This is a genomic window from Paenarthrobacter sp. YAF11_1 (genome assembly GCF_052113445.1).
Taxonomy (GTDB): domain Bacteria; phylum Actinomycetota; class Actinomycetes; order Actinomycetales; family Micrococcaceae; genus Arthrobacter.
In genome coordinates this window covers 220,640-236,646 of the sequence record NZ_JBFRDF010000008.1, presented here as the reverse complement: position 1 = coordinate 236,646, position 16,007 = coordinate 220,640, and the positions used below count along the sequence as shown (strand labels likewise).

Here is a 16,007-nt window from a genome sequence, read left to right as displayed (position 1 = left end):
CTACACCTACACCTTCGGCGACGGAGGAGCCCTCGGACCCACCCCAGTGGCCGGCTACTCCATCCCCGAGACCGACTGGCTCACCAACGACACCCGAACCAGCCACATCTACACCGAAACCGGCAACTACCAAGCCACCCTCACCACCAGCTTCACCGGCACCTACTCCGTCAACAACGGGCCACCACTACCCATCAACGGAACCCTCGACATCACCACACCAGCCAAAACCATCCACGTCTGGAAAACAGAAAGAGCACTCGTCGCCGACACCTGCCAGCAAAACCCCAACTCCTGGGGCTGCCCAGAAGCTAGGGAGTAAGTGTGGAAACCGAATAAACAGGCAAGTGCGCCAGGCGCGTGAGCGGAGGTAGAGGGCAGTCTTCGTGCCGCCCCGACCTACTTCGCGCGGCTATGACCTTCGACACGCGCAGAATTACGGTGCGTCGGCTTCTGCGACGAATGAAGGCGAACCAAAGTGGGTGGCGCCGGTACACGCGCTCGCTCATTGGGTTAAAGAAGAAAAGCACCAGTTCCGAAGAACTGATGCTTCCCAGTGGTGGCTCCGACCGGCGTCGATCCGGTGACCTTTCGATTTTCAGTCGAACGCTCTACCAACTGAGCTACAGAGCCTAGGTGACATGTCACCTTGAGAACCGAATTTCTTCGGCGCTCAGAGCGACCCTGACGGGACTTGAACCCGCGACCTCCGCCGTGACAGGGCGGCGCGCTAACCAACTGCGCTACAGGGCCTTGCGTTTGCAGTATCTCTACCGCGTTTTTTTCAAGGCTTCTAGCCTACCAGACTTTTTCCATCCGGCTAACCACTTCCTTGCGTACCCCCAACGGGATTCGAACCCGTGCCGCCGCCGTGAAAGGGCGGTGTCCTAGGCCGCTAGACGATGGGGGCCTGAACTCAATTCGGATTTCGCAAAAGAAAATCGACGCTTTACGCGTTCTTTTCCGTGTCTCGCTCGTCCGAACTGGACTCTAAAACTTTAGAGCATAGATGGCGATATTCCCAAATCGAGGTCTGCAGACCTCGCAGGGCCACCCACTTGGGGCCTATCGAGGGGCGGGATCTCACCTCTAAGAAGCACCCAAAGAGTCGAGAGCTAACCTCTCGGCAGCGCGCCACCACATCAACCCGCCGCCGCACACCGAGGGCAGTCCGCAAACTTGGCAGGATCTTGCCCTGACGCGTCCGAAAACCGCCAGCCGCCCCGGCTCAACGGCGGCTAGATTTGGCTCTATGACAACCACCTCCCCGGCCGAACCCGGCCAGCCTTCCCCAGACATGCCCCAGCGCACCACCCCCGCGCCGGGAGCAGTCATGAGCAAACTCGGCATCGCCGCCGTGATCGTCACCGTGGTCCTGTGGGCTTCGGCGTTCGTGGGCATCCGCGCGGTCGGCCCAAGCTTCTCCCCCGGATCCTTGACGCTGGGACGGTTGGCGGTTGCCGCCGTCGTGCTTGGAATCGTGGTGCTGCCGACGTTGAAGGTGTGGCCGAGCGGCCGGGAATGGTTGCCGATCGTGGCGTATGGCGTGATGTGGTTCGGCGGTTACAACGTGGCCCTGAACGCCGCGGAACACATGCTCGACGCCGGCACCAGCGCCATGCTGATCAATGTCTCCCCCATCCTGATCGCAATCCTTGCCGGAATCTTCCTCAAGGAGGGCTTCCCCCGCTGGCTGCTGATTGGCAGCGGCGTGGCGTTCTGCGGCGTCGCAATGATCGCGCTGGGTTCCGGACAGCGTTCGACGGCGGACGTCGCCGGCGTGCTGTTGTGCTTGCTTGCCGCTGTGCTCGCCTCGGTGAGCGCGATCCTTCAGAAGCCCGTGCTCCGTAAGTTCACCGCAGGGCAGGCAACGTGGTTCGGGATCATGGTGGGCGCCATTTGCTGCCTGCCGTGGACCTGGCAGTTGATTTCCGAGGTCCAGGCGGCGCCGCTCCCGGCAACGCTGGGCCTGGTCTACTTGGGGATCTTTCCCACGGCCATCGCTTTCACCACCTGGGCGTACGCTTTGTCCCTCATCTCGGCCGGGAAGCTGGCCGCCACCACGTACCTGGTTCCGGGCACCACCATTTTGATTTCGTGGGCCGTGCTTCGGGAAGTCCCCACCATCTGGGGACTGATCGGTGGCGTAGTGTGCCTGGTGGGCGTGGGCCTGACCCGGCGTCGGACCCGCCAGCCGCTCCGCTAGCGGGCCATTCCCACCAAAAGTTCACGGTGAGTGGGCGGATTGGCACCCGGGCGGCCGACGGCAATGGAGGCCGCCATGGAGGCAATGGTGCCGATCCGCTCCATGACGGTGGGTGCCAGTCCGTCGCTGCCACGAAGGAGCAGTCCCATGATGAGCGCTGCCATGTAGGAATCGCCCGCGCCGATGGTGTCGGCCACTGTTGCCGGGACGGCCGGGACGTTGAGCTGTATGTGCCGAGTGGCCATGAGCGAGCCCTTGACCCCTTGGGTCACTACAACCAACCCGGCGCCCAGGGCCAGGAGGTGCTTCGCGGTGTCCTCAAGCGCCTTGCCGGGGTACAGCCAACGGGCATCGGTCCCGCTGAGCTTCACGACGTCGGTCAGCGGCACTATTTCCTCGAAGAGCGACAAGGCCTCCTGGTGGCTTCCGAGGAGGTCGGCGCGGATGTTGGGATCGTACGTCACCATGCACCCGCCCTGCGCCTGCTCCAGCAAGCTCCGCACAACGCTTGCGCCGGGCTCCAGGAACGTGGCGATGGAGCCCGTGTGCAGGATCCTCGGGGCGTAGGGAAGGGCCAGGGGTGCCAACGCCCAGTCAATGTCAAAGGTGTAGTCAGCTGAACCGTCTGCAGCTATCCGGGCTGTCGCCGTCGCGGTCTTGCCCGCGGACATGGAGCCGGGCAACAGCACCACGCCGGCACTGTGCAGATGTGCTGCGATGGCGTCACCCCGGGCGTCGCGTCCGATGGTCGTCAGCAGGCCGGTTTTGACGTCCAGCAGGCCCAGACCGAAGGCGACGTTGGCCGGAGAACCGCCGGGGTACTCCACCTGGCCATCGGACGACTCAACGATGTCGATCAACGCCTCACCTACAACGACGACGTCGAGGGGTTCAGGCGCGAGGGAAGGGGTGCCGGTCATGCGGTTCCTGTGTCTGTCGAAAAGAGGATTGACTTTCAGTATCTCTCATCACACACAGCGCCGTTGCTGCCTGAGCGGACTAAAGTCAGATCATGCCCGCGAATCTTCCACCCGGCTTGCCCATAGTTCCGGACGGCGAGCGTCCTTCATCGCAGCTCCGGGATCGGAATGCGGTGCACAGCCCTGTTGAGCACACCGACGCTCATGGTGCCGCGCCTTTCGAAATGTCCCCCGAAGAATTTGAGGAGGCCGTCAGCGACGCCCTCCAACTGATCCCGCCCAAAGCGGCCAGTGCCATGGACAACGTGGCTGTCTTTATTGAAGACGACTACACGCCCCAGCCGGGCGAAGATCCGGACACTGTGTTGTTGGGACTCTACGAGGGCGTCCCCCTGACTGAACGCGATTCCTGGTGGGAAGCCGGTTCCCTGCCGGACCGGATCACCATCTTCAGGCAGCCGATCCTGGACATCTGCAGTACACGCGAAGAGGTCATCGATGAAGTGGCCATCACGGTGGTCCACGAGATCGCGCACCACTTCGGGATCGACGACGACCGCTTACACGAACTCGGCTGGGGCTAGCCTTATAGACATGGGGCACGACCACAACCACTCCCACGGAGTCACAGCAACCGGCAAGCACCGGAAGCGGCTTATCGCCGTCCTGGCCATCACCTTAGGGGTGGTCGGCATCCAGGTGGTCGGCGCCGTCGTGTCCGGGTCCTTGGCACTGCTGGCTGATGCCGGCCATATGCTCTCTGATGCCGCGGGTGTCTTCATCGCACTGATGGCGGCTTGGATTGCCACGCGTCCAGCCAGTGACCAGCGGACATACGGGTACCAGCGGGCTGAAGTGCTGGCCGCCCTGGCGAACGCATTGATCCTCATTGTGATCGCTGTGGTGATCATGATCGAAGCCATCCGCCGCTTCGGGGAATCCCCGGAAATCCACACGGACGTCATGCTCTGGGCAGCCATTCTGGGTGCCGTGGCCAACCTTGTCTCGCTCCTGATCCTGCAGGGGGCGCAAAAGGAAAGCCTCAACGTACGTGGCGCCTACCTTGAAGTCCTCGGTGACCTTCTGGGCTCCATTGCGGTCATTGTGGCGGCGATCGTCATCATGACTACAGACTTCAGCGCCGCAGACCCCATTGCATCGATGTTGATCGCAGTGATGATCATCCCCCGCGCCTGGCATCTGCTTCGCGACGTGGTGGATGTCCTCCTGGAGGCGACACCGAAAGGCGTGGACGTGAATATGATCCGCGAACACATCCTGGCCGTGGATGGTGTGGTGGAAGCCCACGACATTCACATCTGGACCATCACTTCCGGCGTTCCCGTGTTCTCTGCCCACGTTGTGGTGGAAGACGAAGTCCTTAACGCCAGCGGTGCGGACAGCATCCTTGACCAGTTGGGATCCTGCCTCGGACGGCATTTCGACACCGAGCATTGCACCTTCCAGTTGGAGCCGGTGAGCCACTCGGAACACGAGTCGCACCAGCACGCCTAGCCGGTCCCGCCACCCGCGCCCTCAACAGCCACCGTCCCTGCGGCGCCGTCCACGGTGACGAGCTGACCGGTGCTGATCCGCGATGTGGCGTCCGGAACCCCCACAACAGCAGGGATGCCGTACTCACGGGCCACCACGGCGCCATGGGAGTTGGGCCCACCCATCTCCATGACCAGCCCTCCGGCCGTGAGGAACAACGGCGTCCAGCCGGGATCCGTTGACGGTGCTACGAGGATTTCTCCCGGCTCCAGGTGCGCCCCAACCGGGTCCATGATGACCCGTGCAGGAGCTGTGGCCCGTCCTGCCGACGCCGGACTGCCGGACAATGTGCCAGGGCGCTGGGACCCGTTGGTCCCAGGCGCGGCTTCCGGTTCGGTGCCATCCGACATCAGCACCCGCGGTATGTGCCTTCGCCGCAGTTCCTGCCCATAGGCGGCGCGTCGCTCAGCTACCAACTCCTGCAGGTCATCGCCGGCCAGTGCGGTCTCGGCTTCGTCGAGGTCCAGGAAGAAGATGTCCTCGGGGCGTTCGATCCGATGCGCTGCCGCAAGCTCATTCCCGATGAGAAGCAACTGCTTCCGTGCAACGGATAGTCCCAGGACCAGGTTGTACTTGGGCAGCTCGCGCAGTCCCGCGAACCTCCGTGTCCGGTCCAACGCCATGCGAACCACGGCCGCGTGCAAAGGGCTCTTTGTCCTGGCCCGGGCGACGAGACGCGATACTTGTTCATCAGCATCACGGGCTGCCCGCGCGAACTGCTGGTCCGGCGCCTCTGAGCCGTCCGCCAGCCTCAAGTAGTTGGTGACGACGCCAAGAATGTGGGTGGGGTCGTCTGACCAGCGCGGCATGCCAAGGTCGATCTCGGCGACGGCACGGTGTCCGAAGGTACCCAGGAATGAACTCAATCCGGTCTGGGCGACGGCGGGGAGGCTTCCGTCCCGATACTGCTCCGTCAGTTCTGCCGCCGTTCGACCGGTCATGGAGGCAACGGCGTCGGGGTCTTTCCGAATCCCCGCGGCAAGCTGCCACAGCGCCAGGTCCATCTCGGTAGTGACGTTGTTGGGAAGGCCGCGGAGCACCGTTTGGAGTTCGTCATAGGGAGCTTGCCCGCCCAACAGCTTCTTGACCAGCGCAAGCATGGCAAAGCCGAGCGCGGGCAGGGGCAGCACCTGGGGGACCGTGGCGAAAACTTCCTCTCCGAGGATTCGCTGGACGTGGCTGATCCGTTGATGGGCCGTTGCTTGCTGCGGGACGGCCAAGGTGTTGCGCAGATCGGAGCCAAGCTTCTCCACACGTTTCAATGCCGAAGCCGGGCGGAACAGGCCACGGAACAGCGTCTCGGGAACACGGTATTTGGCCGCAACCGGAGCGACGTGGCGAATCAATTTCAAGGGTGTCCTGGTGGTCACCGAGAAACGTGGATCGTCAAAGAGGCCACGTATCAGAACGGCTGAACGGGCCTCCATGACATCGAAAACCCGGGGCACGATCGCCCGGCCGACCCTGCTCCGCACCACCGCAGTGAGGTCAAAGAAGATGCGCTGCCCCGCCTCGTAGTACGGCGGTGGGCCGGACCGGGGATCCGGAACATCGAAGGCCGCGGTCCGGGCGACGCAGGAGGCGATGAGCCGAATGCCGGCCAAGCCCATGGGAGTCAGCGGTCTGGTGAGACCCTGGGCGAGGCTGAAGTTCAGGAAGGCGTGCTCTCCCGGAACCGGAGGGGTGCGCGTGGTTTGCGGGTACAGGGTAGTGATGGGCCGGGCCTGGGTGAGCCACAATTTTCCCTCATCGTCTATGGCCCACTCGGTGTCCTGCGGGGCTCCGTAATGCAACTGGACCTCGCGGCCCAAGTCCACGAGTGCCAGCACCTGGTGATCGCTGAGGCAGGGCTGAGGGTTTGCATCGCCGGGCAGGTCCCGTGAGGACCCGGCGCTGCGTTCAACGCGTTCCGTGCCGCCGCCAGGGATGGCCCTGATCTCCACTTGCCTGTCCCCCACGGTCCTCTTCACCATGGCACCGCGACGGACATCCACCACATACTGATCCGGATTCACGGCTCCGGAAACGACGGCCTCTCCCAGGCCCGGGCTGGCGTCGATCACTGTCTCTTGCCGATTTCCTGTCACCGGGTTGGCGGTGAACATGACGCCGGCGGTGGCTGAGTCCACCATCTCCTGCACCACCACAGCCAGGGTCACCGACGCGTGATCGATCCCGTTGGTGGTCCTGTAGGTCACGGCACGGTCTGTCCACAGCGAAGCCCAGCAGCGGCTCACAGCCTCCAAGACCGAGTCCGCTCCCACCACGTTCAGGAAGGTATCCTGCTGGCCGGCGAAGCTCGCGAAGGCCAGGTCCTCCGCGGTAGCTGAAGACCTGACGGCAACGGGGACGTCCTCGCCCAACTGCTGATAGGCGGACCGCAGCGCTTCGGCGACCACGTCGGGAACGCCGGCGTCCAGCACCAAGGACCGTGCGCGTGCGGCAAGCCCGTTCAGCTGGTCCAGGTGGGAAGCATCGGTCTCTTTCAGTGCCGCAAAGACCTCGTCCAGGCCAATGGCCGAGAGGGCGTGCCGGTAGGCAGCGGTTGTCAGGCAGAATCCAGGCGGTACGGGCAGGCCGGCGCTGGTCAGCTCACCCAGGTTGGCAGCCTTGCCCCCCACTTCAGGAAGCATGGCCCCACTGATGCCGGCGATGTCCAGAGTGAACACCGTGCCGGACGCAACGTTATGGCGATCCTGCCCTTGTTCCCCGGTCTCCTGGCCGTCCATGGAGGATGGGCCCGAGGCTAAGCTGCGCCGAGCATCGGCCCAAACTTGTGACGGTCGGCAAGCCGCGGATCCTCACGATCCGGGACGACCAGCACAGGCCCCTTGGCATGGTGGAGGACGCCGTCCGAGGTGGAACCGAGCAGCATACCCGCGAACCCGCCGCGGCCTCGTGTTCCCAAGACCACCAGTTCAACGCTGCGGCTGATTTCCACCAGCACGTCCACTGGTGAGCCGTCCCGGAGGTCCGTCTCAATGGGAAGCTGGGGGAAGTGGCTCCTGAGCCAGGCAACACCGGCGTCAAGCTGGACCCTGATATCCGCAAAGAGGGCGTCGCGGTCCAACGGAGCCGGCACCCAGGCCAGGGACCCGCTGTACTGCGGTACAGCGCAAATGACGCGGAGCTTGGCTCCCATGCGCTGCGCTTGCTCAGCCGCTTCGAGTACTGCCACGCGGGCTTGCTCGGAGCCGTCGACACCAACTGCAACCACGTTTTCGACTGCGCGAGGGCCAGCCTTGGCGTGCTCAGCCTTGATGTGCTTGTCTTCAGTGTTTTCGCCGAGACGGTCGGCGCAGTACAGCGGGACCGTGACGGTGGGGCATTTGGCGTGGGCAGGCAATGCGCTGCTGACAGATCCCAAAAGGCGTCCAACGAAGCCTCCGCGGCCCCGGCTGCCAAAAACGAGGAGCGCGGCTTCTGCCGAAAGATCCAGGAGGACACCGGCAGCGTCGCCGTTCTCCACCGAAGCGTCCACGTCTATGGAATACCCGGAGATCTTGTCCATAGCCTGTTTCACGATCGCGTCCGCGCCTTCGCGGATCACCGAGTCATCCACTGTTGCGTAGCCGCCATCCAGCCCTGATGCGGCAAAGATGGGTACGGAATAGGCCGTGACGATGTGCAAGGGCAACTGACGGCGTTCGGCTTCACGTGCCGCCCATACCAACGCACACTGCCCGTGCTCAGAACCGTCAACTCCAACGACAATGCCGCCTGGCGCCACTGCCTGGTCCTGGCCGTCCTGTGGCTCTTCATTGTGCCTGCTGTGCTGGTCCATGGGGCCCGCCTCTCCACCTGCTGCTTGATGTTCCGGCCATTCTGCCAGAGGTTCTCCGGCTCGGATTCCCTACTGGCGTCGTTGTCAATGGCCGGGGCAGAAGAAACCTGGAAATTCCTCCTCCCAATGTCCACTATTCTCGGTCGTCAACGCCGAATCAAGGTGACTTTGGGCTATGTGTATAACGGTCCGGGCTCGGTTGCAGGGGGCGCATTTTGCGCTGGGGATGAACAACGCAAACACGCGGACTCGGGAGGCTATCCATGGCAGAAAAAGTTCGGTAGTGTTCGAGTCACCGAATGGCCGGCAAACGTGTTCCACAGCACTTTCCGGCCATTTATTGCGGCCGCTTGGGGAACTCGGACGCGACCCCATGCGATGCCTAACGGCACACACGTCAAGGAGGAACCAAGCAGTGTCACTCACGCCTGATTCCGCCACGGAACGCACCACCACCGTGGTCATCGGAGCCGGCCTGTCCGGCTTGGCAGTTGCCAGTGAGCTCAGCCGCTACGGCGTGGGCTCCATAGTGGTGGACGGGTTTGGCGCGTTGTCCACAACCGGGCCGTCAGTCCACACAGGCATGCTTCAACGCTGCGATGCAGCCGACCCCGCAGCCATGCAGGAACGCAACGAGATCCTCCGCCACCTGCGGAACTATGCAGCAAGCCATCACCTGGATGTCCGCAGCACCACGCGGGCTGTCCGCCTCGATTTCCTTGGCTCCGACCCTTCCCAACAGATCGGCTACGGACTGGCCGCCAGCATGACCACCGCCGGGCTCAGGACTGGGCTCCACGCCTCAGGCCCCCTTGAATCCACCCGCCGCCAGTGGGCCGTCCACACTGCCAACGGCGTTCTTCTGGCGGACCACATTGTGGTCACGCGCTGCGCGCAGAGCCAATTGCGCCGCATGCTGGCCGAACTTGGCATTGCAATCGGCCAGAACCTGGTGGCTGCGATGCGGGCCGTCGGGATGCACCTTGTAGGTGTCGGCGAACTGATTACGCCCACACCCAAGGAAGTACTTCGACAGGCGAAGGCCGTGGGCCAGGCAATATCGTCCAAAGTGGCCCTCACCGCAGGGCCAAGCATCGTCACCGCCTAGCAGAACAAACCCGGACGACTCCAGACAAAGGCCGTCGGGCTATACAGCTGAGGCGCGCTCTATCCCGGTGTCGCACCTGGCTCTGAACTTTTCCGCACATAACTTAACGCCAAAGGCCGGTGCCTTCGAGGACTAATTCCTCAAAGACACCGGCCTTTGGTCTGAAGCGTGAGGCTTATGCGCCAGCGCGTACGTAGGTCAGGGGACCCGTAGCGGTCAACCAGCTGATCGGGTGGATGCCCGTCTGGTTGCCGTTGATGCCACCGCTGATGGCCTGGCCGTTGCCGATGAAGATGGCGACGTGGCCGGACTGAACGATCATGTCACCGGGCTGGGGGTCACTGACAACCTTGCCGTAGTTCATGAACTGCATGGGGCCGAGGTCACCAACGGGGATGCCTGCGGAGCCGAGCGCGCGCTCCACCATGGCGGTGCAGTCCTGCATGATGCCGATCTGGGCGTAAGCCGAGGCAACCATGGCAGCGTTGACGCCACCCACGGCCGGGGCAGCAGCGGGAGCAGGAGCAGCAGCGGCCGGAGCGGCAGCAGCAGCCTTGGCAACAGGAGCCGTTGCGGCGGCAGTGGTGACTGCTGCCTTCTTGGCGACGGGAGCCGGAGCAACCGGAGCAGGCTTCTCGATAACCGGAGCTGCTACGGAAGCAACAGCAGGGCGCTCGAAGTTGACGGTAGCCGTAGCCAGGGCGGTAACAACCTGGGTGGGAGCGTCGGCTGAAACGGTCTCAGCGACCGTGGCCGGGCTGGAATCCCGCTGAACCGGAGCTTCAGCAGCGTGAGCTGCAATGGAGCCGGTCAACACAAGGCCCGAGGCTGCTGCAATAACAGCTGCCTGGCGGCCAGCGCCGGAAGCGTTGCTGGCGACTGCCTTGGAGATGGAGATGAACGGATTAGGACGTACGCTGTCCGCCTTACGACGGCCGCGAAGAATGCGTGAAGACATGAAAGAGCCTCTCCCGATGCCTGCGAGGTTAGCTGTCGGATTCGGATGGGAGTCACCCGGCCACTATCCCCCGCTGTTCAGCGGAAGCTTCGTGACTTCACCCCAAGGCACGCTCGAAAGCGACCTAAAATGGGTTCCCCGTCTCTGCCGTAAGGTTTGTCTGCGAACGGATTCCGGACTGCGGCAGAGCTAGGCAATCAGGCCGGAAGTGCCCGTTACGTGGAACAGGCACAGGTACTACCGTACGCGATGATCACGCGGAAGTCACATTTAAGTAACGAGAAGCGCGCTTCCGGCGTGTCGCAGTAACCGTTTCGAGATCTTCGCAGCTACGTAGAAAACCCTGTTATTCCGCGGGAGAATCGCCATCTGAGTCGTTCGAAGCAGCGAGTTTTCTCCGCGCTGTAACAGCCAGAAAAATAACGAGACCGACAGCAACAACCGCCAAGCCCACAATGCTCCACGGGAAGGGCTGGGAGGCATCCGCGGCTGGCTCGCTGTTACCGGTTCCCGGCGCCCCGGTCCCCGCCGTCGGTACTGCTGCTGAAGGTGCTGAAGCGGACGGCGAGACTGCCGCCGAGCCGTTGGCCGCCGTCGCGCTTCCTACGGTGGCCGTGAAGGTAAAGGTGCCCTCAATGGGGTGGGAATCGCTGCTGACGACGCGCCAGACCACTGTGTATTCGCCGCCCGGGGCGCCTTCGCGCAGCTTCTGGACCGCCTGGTTGTCGATGATCTCAACGGGGCCGTCGGCCCAGTTTTCGCCACCTGCCGTGACCGTCACGCCGGAACCGATGGCAAGCGGTCGGTTGTTGAACGTGATGGAGACCGACGCCGGGACCTGCGTCACGGCGGTACCGTTGGCCGGCGTCGTGGATTCAGCGACGTCGTGGGCGGACGCGGGAGCCGCAGAAAACAGCAGGGCGGACGCGAAGGCAAGAGCAGCGACGACGGCGGCCAGAAGCGGGCGGATGGTACGCATGGGGCGGTTTCTCCTAGTGTTGGCTTCCTTACAGACTAGGCGAATCGTCCGGAGGGCCCGTACCGGACCGCTTAGGATTTGAGAGCACACTCCCCTCAATCCCCGGAGTCCTTCATGCTTAAACAAGGTTCTGCCGTAGACCGCTACTTCAAAATTACTGAACGTGGATCCACGTACTCGAGGGAAATTCGTGGCGGCTTCGCAACGTTCTTCGCCATGAGCTACATCGTGGTGCTGAACCCGCTGATTCTTTCCGGGGCGGATTCCAGTGGGGCCTCCCTCGGTTTCACGGCCGTCGCAGCCACCACGGCCTTCGTGGCGGGAATCCTGACCATCCTCATGGGCGCTTGGGCCAAGCACCCGTTCGCCGTGGCAACCGGCCTGGGCGTCAACGCCTTCGTTGCCGTCACTGTGGCCTCGCACCCGGAGCTCACCTGGCCGGACATGATGGGCCTCGTGGTGCTCTCCGGCGTCACCATGCTCATCCTGGTGCTGACCGGTTTCCGTACTGCCGTGTTCAAGGCCGTGCCGGAAGCCCTGAAAACGGCGATCGTTGTAGGTATCGGCCTCTTCATTGCGCTGATCGGGCTGGTCAATGCGGGATTTGTGCGCCGAATTCCCGACGCCGCCGGCACCACGGTTCCCTTGGGCCTGGGCGTCGACGGCAAGCTGATGGGCTGGCCTACCCTGGTGTTCGCAGTGGGCCTCATCCTCACCATCGCCTTGGTGGTCCGCAAGGTCCGCGGCGCCATCCTCATCGGCATCGTGGTCTCCACGGCACTGGCCGCCATCCTTGAATTCACCCTCCACATCGGCCCCAGCTTCGACGGCAAGAACGTCAACCCGCGCGGCTGGTCGCTCGTGGCTCCCACACTCTCAGAGTGGGGCGCCCCGGACCTGTCCCTCATCGGCAAAGCCAACCCGTTCGGCGCCTTTGAGCACCTCGGGTTCATCGCAGCGGCCCTGCTGGCATTCGTGATCCTCCTGAGCATCTTCTTCGATGCCATGGGCACCATGGTGGGCCTGGCCAACGAGGCCGGGACCGTGGACAAGGACGGCAACATCCCCAACGTGGACCGTGTTCTGCAGGTGGATGCCCTCGGCGCGATCGTGGGTGGTGGCGCTTCGGTTTCCTCCAACCAGATCTTTGTTGAGTCCGGCGCCGGCATCGGTGAAGGCGCCCGCACCGGCCTCGCGTCGATCGTCACCGGCGTGCTGTTCCTGGTGGCCATGTTCTTCACGCCTCTGATCAACCTTGTCCCCTTCGAAGCCGTGGCCCCGGCCTTGGTGGTTGTGGGCTTCATGATGGTTTCCCAGGTGGGCAAGATCGATTGGCAGGACTGGGGTGTCGGCATCCCCGCGTTCCTGACCATCTCCCTCATGCCGTTCACGTACTCGATCGCCAACGGTCTCGGCGCCGGCTTCATCTCCTACGTCCTCATCCGCACTTTCCAGGGCCGCGCCCGCGAAGTCCACCCGCTCATGTGGGCTGTGGCCGCTGCGTTCCTGCTGTTCTTCGGAATTGGAACCGTGGAGGAATTGCTGGGGGTCAAGTAGGCCCTTCGCCGAGACGGCATTTAATGACAGTGTTTGGCGAGAACATTGTCATTAAATGCCGTCTCGAGGCGTCTCCGGGGAGTGGTCGTCCGGGGTTTCAGACACCCAGCCGGTGAGACAGCTGGTTTTTGGACCCCGCGTCGGGTGTGCTTGAAGCATGGAAACCAGCAGCACCCTCGCCGTAGACGTCAGCCCCACCCCTTGGACGGGCCGCTTTGACGGAGACGGAACCGAACACCGCCGCTGGTGGCAGGCGGTAGCACCGCTGACGTCGTCCGTTCCCGCAACGGCCTCGCGTCCCGCCGTCGTGCTTGGTTTTTGCAGCGATGCCGGGGTCCTGCGCAACAAAGGCCGAGTGGGTGCTGCTGCGGCGCCGGCCGCCATCCGCACGGCGCTGGGTCCGCTGGCGTTCCACCTTGACCGTGACGTGTTCGACGCCGGTGATGTGGTGGTGGAGGACGACTCACTGGAAGCGGGCCAAGAGCGCGCCGGACTCGCCATTTCGGGACTGCTCGACGCCGGAAACCTCACCGTGGTGCTCGGCGGCGGCCACGAGACCGCGTTTGCCAGTTACCTTGGCGTGGCCGGTTCTGACGTGGTTCGCGGTAAACGGCTGGGTGTCCTGAACCTTGATGCCCACTTCGACCTGCGGGACGAACCCACGCCGAGCTCGGGTACGCCGTTCCTCCAGATGGCCCACGCAGAAGCCGCCGCTGGGCGGGAACTGCAGTACGCCGTCGTCGGAATTTCTGAGCCGAACAACACGCGTACCCTCTTCGATACCGCCGATCGCCTGGGAGTGAAATACCTGCTGGATGAGCTGTGCACCCCCGAGGCAGTGGAGATTTTTGTTGCCGATTTCCTGGCAGGCGTGGACGTGTTGTACCTGACCATAGACCTCGATGTGATGCCAGCATCGGTGGCCCCTGGGGTGAGCGCACCCGCCGCCTATGGCGTGCCTTTGCCGGTGATCAGTGCGGTCTGCCGGCAGGTTGCTGCCAGTGGGAAGCTCCTCCACCTGGACGTAGCTGAGCTGAATCCCGCGTTCGATATCGATCACCGCACTGCGAAAGTGGCTGCGCGGCTGGTGAACACGCTCCTCGCCTAGCTTTTCCCTTTTCCAGCCGGCGTCCGCCGCCTACTCTGTGGGGAGGGAAGGATGGCGATGCGCGGAACTCCTGTGCAGGACAAGTGGGCCTGGGTAGCCGGGCCGACGGCTGTGGCTCTGGGACTCGCAGCGCACATGTTCGCGGGCGGAAGCGCTCCTGCCATACCCGTCCTCCTGGCATTCGCCGCGCTGTGTGCCCTGGCCGCCCAGCTCGTTTCCCGCTGGGTGCACGGGCCGCTGCTGCTGCTGTTCCTTTCCGGATTGGCACAGCAGTTGCTGCACTTCGGCTTCGAGGCTTTCGGAGGGTACTTTCCCGGCAGCGGATTCCTGGACCACTTGCACGGCGGCCAGGTCGTAGGGGGTGTGCCGGGCGGGGATGTGCCGGGCGGCACCGCATCCGGTGGCGGCGACATTCACCTCCTCCTCTACACCCACATGGCGGCTGCGATCCTCACGCTGCTGGTGGCCGCAGGCGTGTCCAAGCTGGCAGCGCAGAAACGTGAAGAGCCGCTTCGACGTGAGAACCACAGCCGCTGACAAGCCGGTCCTGCTGAGCTGAGCACAGGTGCGAGGCAGCAATGTTTTCAGTCAATGGCATACGGTCTCTTCCACGGGGCCTGTCCTTTGTACTGTTTGGCCTGTCAGGCTGCTGCCAACAAAGGATATGGATATGACCGAGGGCCCGTTGAAGAAATTGTCGGATATCCGGATCCGGGACCCGTTCATCATGGAGCCCACACGTGGCTGGTACGTACTGTTCGGTACCACGGATGAGAATGTGTGGGGCGGCCCTGCCACCGGATTCGATTGCTACACCAGTGATGATCTGGAGCACTGGAACGGTCCCCTCCCTGCGTTCCGACCGCCTGAGGGCTTCTGGTCCGACTCGCAGTTCTGGGCTCCTGAAGTCCACGCCCATGCGGGACGCTATTTCTTGTTCGGCACGTTCGTCGCCAGCGCCTCCCAGGTGCGCGGAGTCGCGATCCTGGTCGCAGACGAGCCCACCGGCCCCTTCCAGCCGTGGAGCGACGGCCCCGTCACACCTTTGGGAGTTCCCTGCCTTGACGGAACTTTTTTCTTGGACGATGAGTCCCGGCCATGGCTGGTGTACAGCCGCGGAGCGGAAGCCACCGCCGCAGGAGAACCGCCGCTGGCGGATGGCGAAATGTATGCCATGCAGCTCTCCGACGACCTCAAGGAAGCGGTCGGTAATCCGCAACTGCTCTTCCGGGCATCCTCCGCGTCGTGGAGCAAGCCCCTGCGTTTTCCGGAGGGCGTTGAACCACCCAGCGCGCTGAAGCTCGCCAAGGACCCTCTCTTCACGGATGGACCTTTTATACGCCGGACGCCCACAGGGAGTATCCAGATGCTGTGGTCCAGTTTTGGAGACGAAGGATATGCCATGGGAGTAGCCAACTCACCTACCGGCACCCTTCTTGGACCGTGGATCCAGGAAGACACGCCGCTCTGGGCACGCAACGGTGGCCATGGAATGATCCTGAGCGCCTCCGACGGATCTGACTACCTGGTGTTCCACACTCCGAACGACTCACCTCACGAACGCACTACCCTCCTTCGCATTGAGTCTCCAAAAGGCGTCCACGGCTTAACGGGCAGCAACCTTGCGCAACGCTGAGTAGCCCGGCGACGGCCTGCGTAGCGCAGCGAAAGGCCGCGAAATGAACATTGATCCGGCCGCACTGAGACGCCTAGTGTCGTTTGCACGTGGTGTACCCGAGAGGCCAGGGAGCTGCCTGCAAAGCAGCGTACGCGGGTTCGAATCCCGCCACCACGTCCAAGGGATCCCGAGGCCCGGAACCCCCTCCGCGAAGT

General features: G+C 63.4%; 13 protein-coding genes, 4 tRNA genes, 1 pseudogene and 1 riboswitch. Of the genes and pseudogenes, 10 read left to right on the top strand and 8 right to left on the bottom strand.

The features are described 5' to 3' along the window. Window positions 1–322: pseudogene (locus AB4Y77_RS14545) on the top strand (hypothetical protein); the annotation flags it as partial. 235 nt (window positions 323–557) lie between these two features. On the opposite strand, the gene AB4Y77_RS14540 reads toward AB4Y77_RS14545, so the two are convergent. From AB4Y77_RS14540 to AB4Y77_RS14530, 3 genes are all read right to left on the bottom strand, one after another. Next, window positions 558–633: transfer RNA gene (locus AB4Y77_RS14540), tRNA-Phe, on the bottom strand. Between the two features lie 46 nt (window positions 634–679). Then, window positions 680–753 (bottom strand) — tRNA-Asp (locus AB4Y77_RS14535). Between the two features lie 84 nt (window positions 754–837). Further along, a tRNA-Glu gene (locus tag AB4Y77_RS14530) sits at window positions 838–910 on the bottom strand. A 342-nt stretch (window positions 911–1,252) separates the two neighbouring features. On the opposite strand from AB4Y77_RS14530, the gene AB4Y77_RS14525 reads away from it, so the two are divergent. Further along, a complete protein-coding gene (locus AB4Y77_RS14525) occupies window positions 1,253–2,206 on the top strand; it encodes a DMT family transporter (RefSeq protein WP_442014425.1) in 954 nt (317 codons plus the stop codon). Here the strand turns inward: AB4Y77_RS14525 and AB4Y77_RS14520 are convergent. Continuing rightward, window positions 2,203–3,126: a carbohydrate kinase family protein gene (locus AB4Y77_RS14520; RefSeq protein ID WP_442014424.1), complete on the bottom strand. Its 924-nt coding sequence runs from the start codon at window positions 3,124–3,126 to the stop codon at window positions 2,203–2,205. The two genes, AB4Y77_RS14525 and AB4Y77_RS14520, sit on opposite strands and share 4 nt — an antisense overlap. Window positions 3,127–3,218: 92 nt before the next feature. Here AB4Y77_RS14520 and AB4Y77_RS14515 point away from each other — a divergent pair, with 92 nt between their 5' ends. Beyond that, complete coding sequence (locus tag AB4Y77_RS14515; RefSeq protein WP_442014423.1) at window positions 3,219–3,710, top strand: metallopeptidase family protein; 492 nt, start codon at window positions 3,219–3,221, stop codon at window positions 3,708–3,710. Window positions 3,711–3,720: 10 nt separating this feature from the next. Continuing rightward, window positions 3,721–4,641 (top strand): cation diffusion facilitator family transporter, encoded by a 921-nt coding sequence (locus AB4Y77_RS14510; RefSeq protein WP_442014422.1) that lies wholly within the window; start codon window positions 3,721–3,723, stop codon window positions 4,639–4,641. Here the strand turns inward: AB4Y77_RS14510 and AB4Y77_RS14505 are convergent. Together AB4Y77_RS14505 and AB4Y77_RS14500 are read right to left on the bottom strand one after the other, a co-directional pair. Further along, window positions 4,638–7,409, bottom strand: a complete 2,772-nt coding sequence (locus AB4Y77_RS14505; protein ID WP_442014421.1) for a PEP/pyruvate-binding domain-containing protein — start codon at window positions 7,407–7,409, stop codon at window positions 4,638–4,640. The genes AB4Y77_RS14510 and AB4Y77_RS14505 overlap by 4 nt on opposite strands. A 17-nt stretch (window positions 7,410–7,426) precedes the next feature. After that, window positions 7,427–8,464 (bottom strand): universal stress protein, encoded by a 1,038-nt coding sequence (locus tag AB4Y77_RS14500; protein ID WP_311211534.1) that lies wholly within the window; start codon window positions 8,462–8,464, stop codon window positions 7,427–7,429. A 415-nt stretch (window positions 8,465–8,879) separates the two neighbouring features. On the opposite strand from AB4Y77_RS14500, the gene AB4Y77_RS14495 reads away from it, so the two are divergent. Continuing rightward, the gene (locus AB4Y77_RS14495; protein ID WP_442014420.1) at window positions 8,880–9,572 is read left to right on the top strand and encodes an FAD-binding protein; all 693 of its coding nucleotides are present in this window, start codon (window positions 8,880–8,882) and stop codon (window positions 9,570–9,572) included. A gap of 175 nt (window positions 9,573–9,747) precedes the next feature. Here AB4Y77_RS14495 and AB4Y77_RS14490 read toward each other — a convergent pair whose 3' ends face one another. Then, window positions 9,748–10,530: a hypothetical protein gene (locus tag AB4Y77_RS14490; RefSeq protein ID WP_311211536.1), complete on the bottom strand. Its 783-nt coding sequence runs from the start codon at window positions 10,528–10,530 to the stop codon at window positions 9,748–9,750. A 3-nt stretch (window positions 10,531–10,533) separates the two neighbouring features. Further along, window positions 10,534–10,702: riboswitch (cyclic di-AMP (ydaO/yuaA leader) on the bottom strand. Window positions 10,703–10,876: 174 nt separating this feature from the next. Further along, window positions 10,877–11,509, bottom strand: a complete 633-nt coding sequence (locus tag AB4Y77_RS14485) for a copper resistance CopC family protein (protein WP_442014419.1) — start codon at window positions 11,507–11,509, stop codon at window positions 10,877–10,879. Between the two features lie 114 nt (window positions 11,510–11,623). On the opposite strand from AB4Y77_RS14485, the gene AB4Y77_RS14480 reads away from it, so the two are divergent. The 5 genes from AB4Y77_RS14480 (at window position 11,624) to AB4Y77_RS14460 (ending at window position 15,972) form a co-directional block, all read left to right on the top strand. Further along, entirely contained in the window at window positions 11,624–13,066 is a 1,443-nt protein-coding gene (locus AB4Y77_RS14480) for an NCS2 family permease (protein WP_311211538.1), read from the top strand. Window positions 13,067–13,223: 157 nt separating this feature from the next. Then, window positions 13,224–14,174 carry a formimidoylglutamase gene (hutG, locus tag AB4Y77_RS14475; RefSeq protein ID WP_442014418.1) on the top strand — a complete coding sequence of 317 codons (951 nt, stop codon included), beginning with the start codon at window positions 13,224–13,226 and terminating at the stop codon, window positions 14,172–14,174. A 57-nt stretch (window positions 14,175–14,231) separates the two neighbouring features. Then, entirely contained in the window at window positions 14,232–14,711 is a 480-nt protein-coding gene (locus tag AB4Y77_RS14470; protein ID WP_442014417.1) for a hypothetical protein, read from the top strand. A gap of 133 nt (window positions 14,712–14,844) precedes the next feature. Then, the gene (locus tag AB4Y77_RS14465) at window positions 14,845–15,810 is read left to right on the top strand and encodes a glycoside hydrolase family 43 protein (RefSeq protein WP_442014416.1); all 966 of its coding nucleotides are present in this window, start codon (window positions 14,845–14,847) and stop codon (window positions 15,808–15,810) included. Window positions 15,811–15,898: 88 nt separating this feature from the next. Then, window positions 15,899–15,972, top strand: a tRNA-Cys gene (locus tag AB4Y77_RS14460). The last annotated feature ends 35 nt before the right edge of the window (window positions 15,973–16,007 follow it).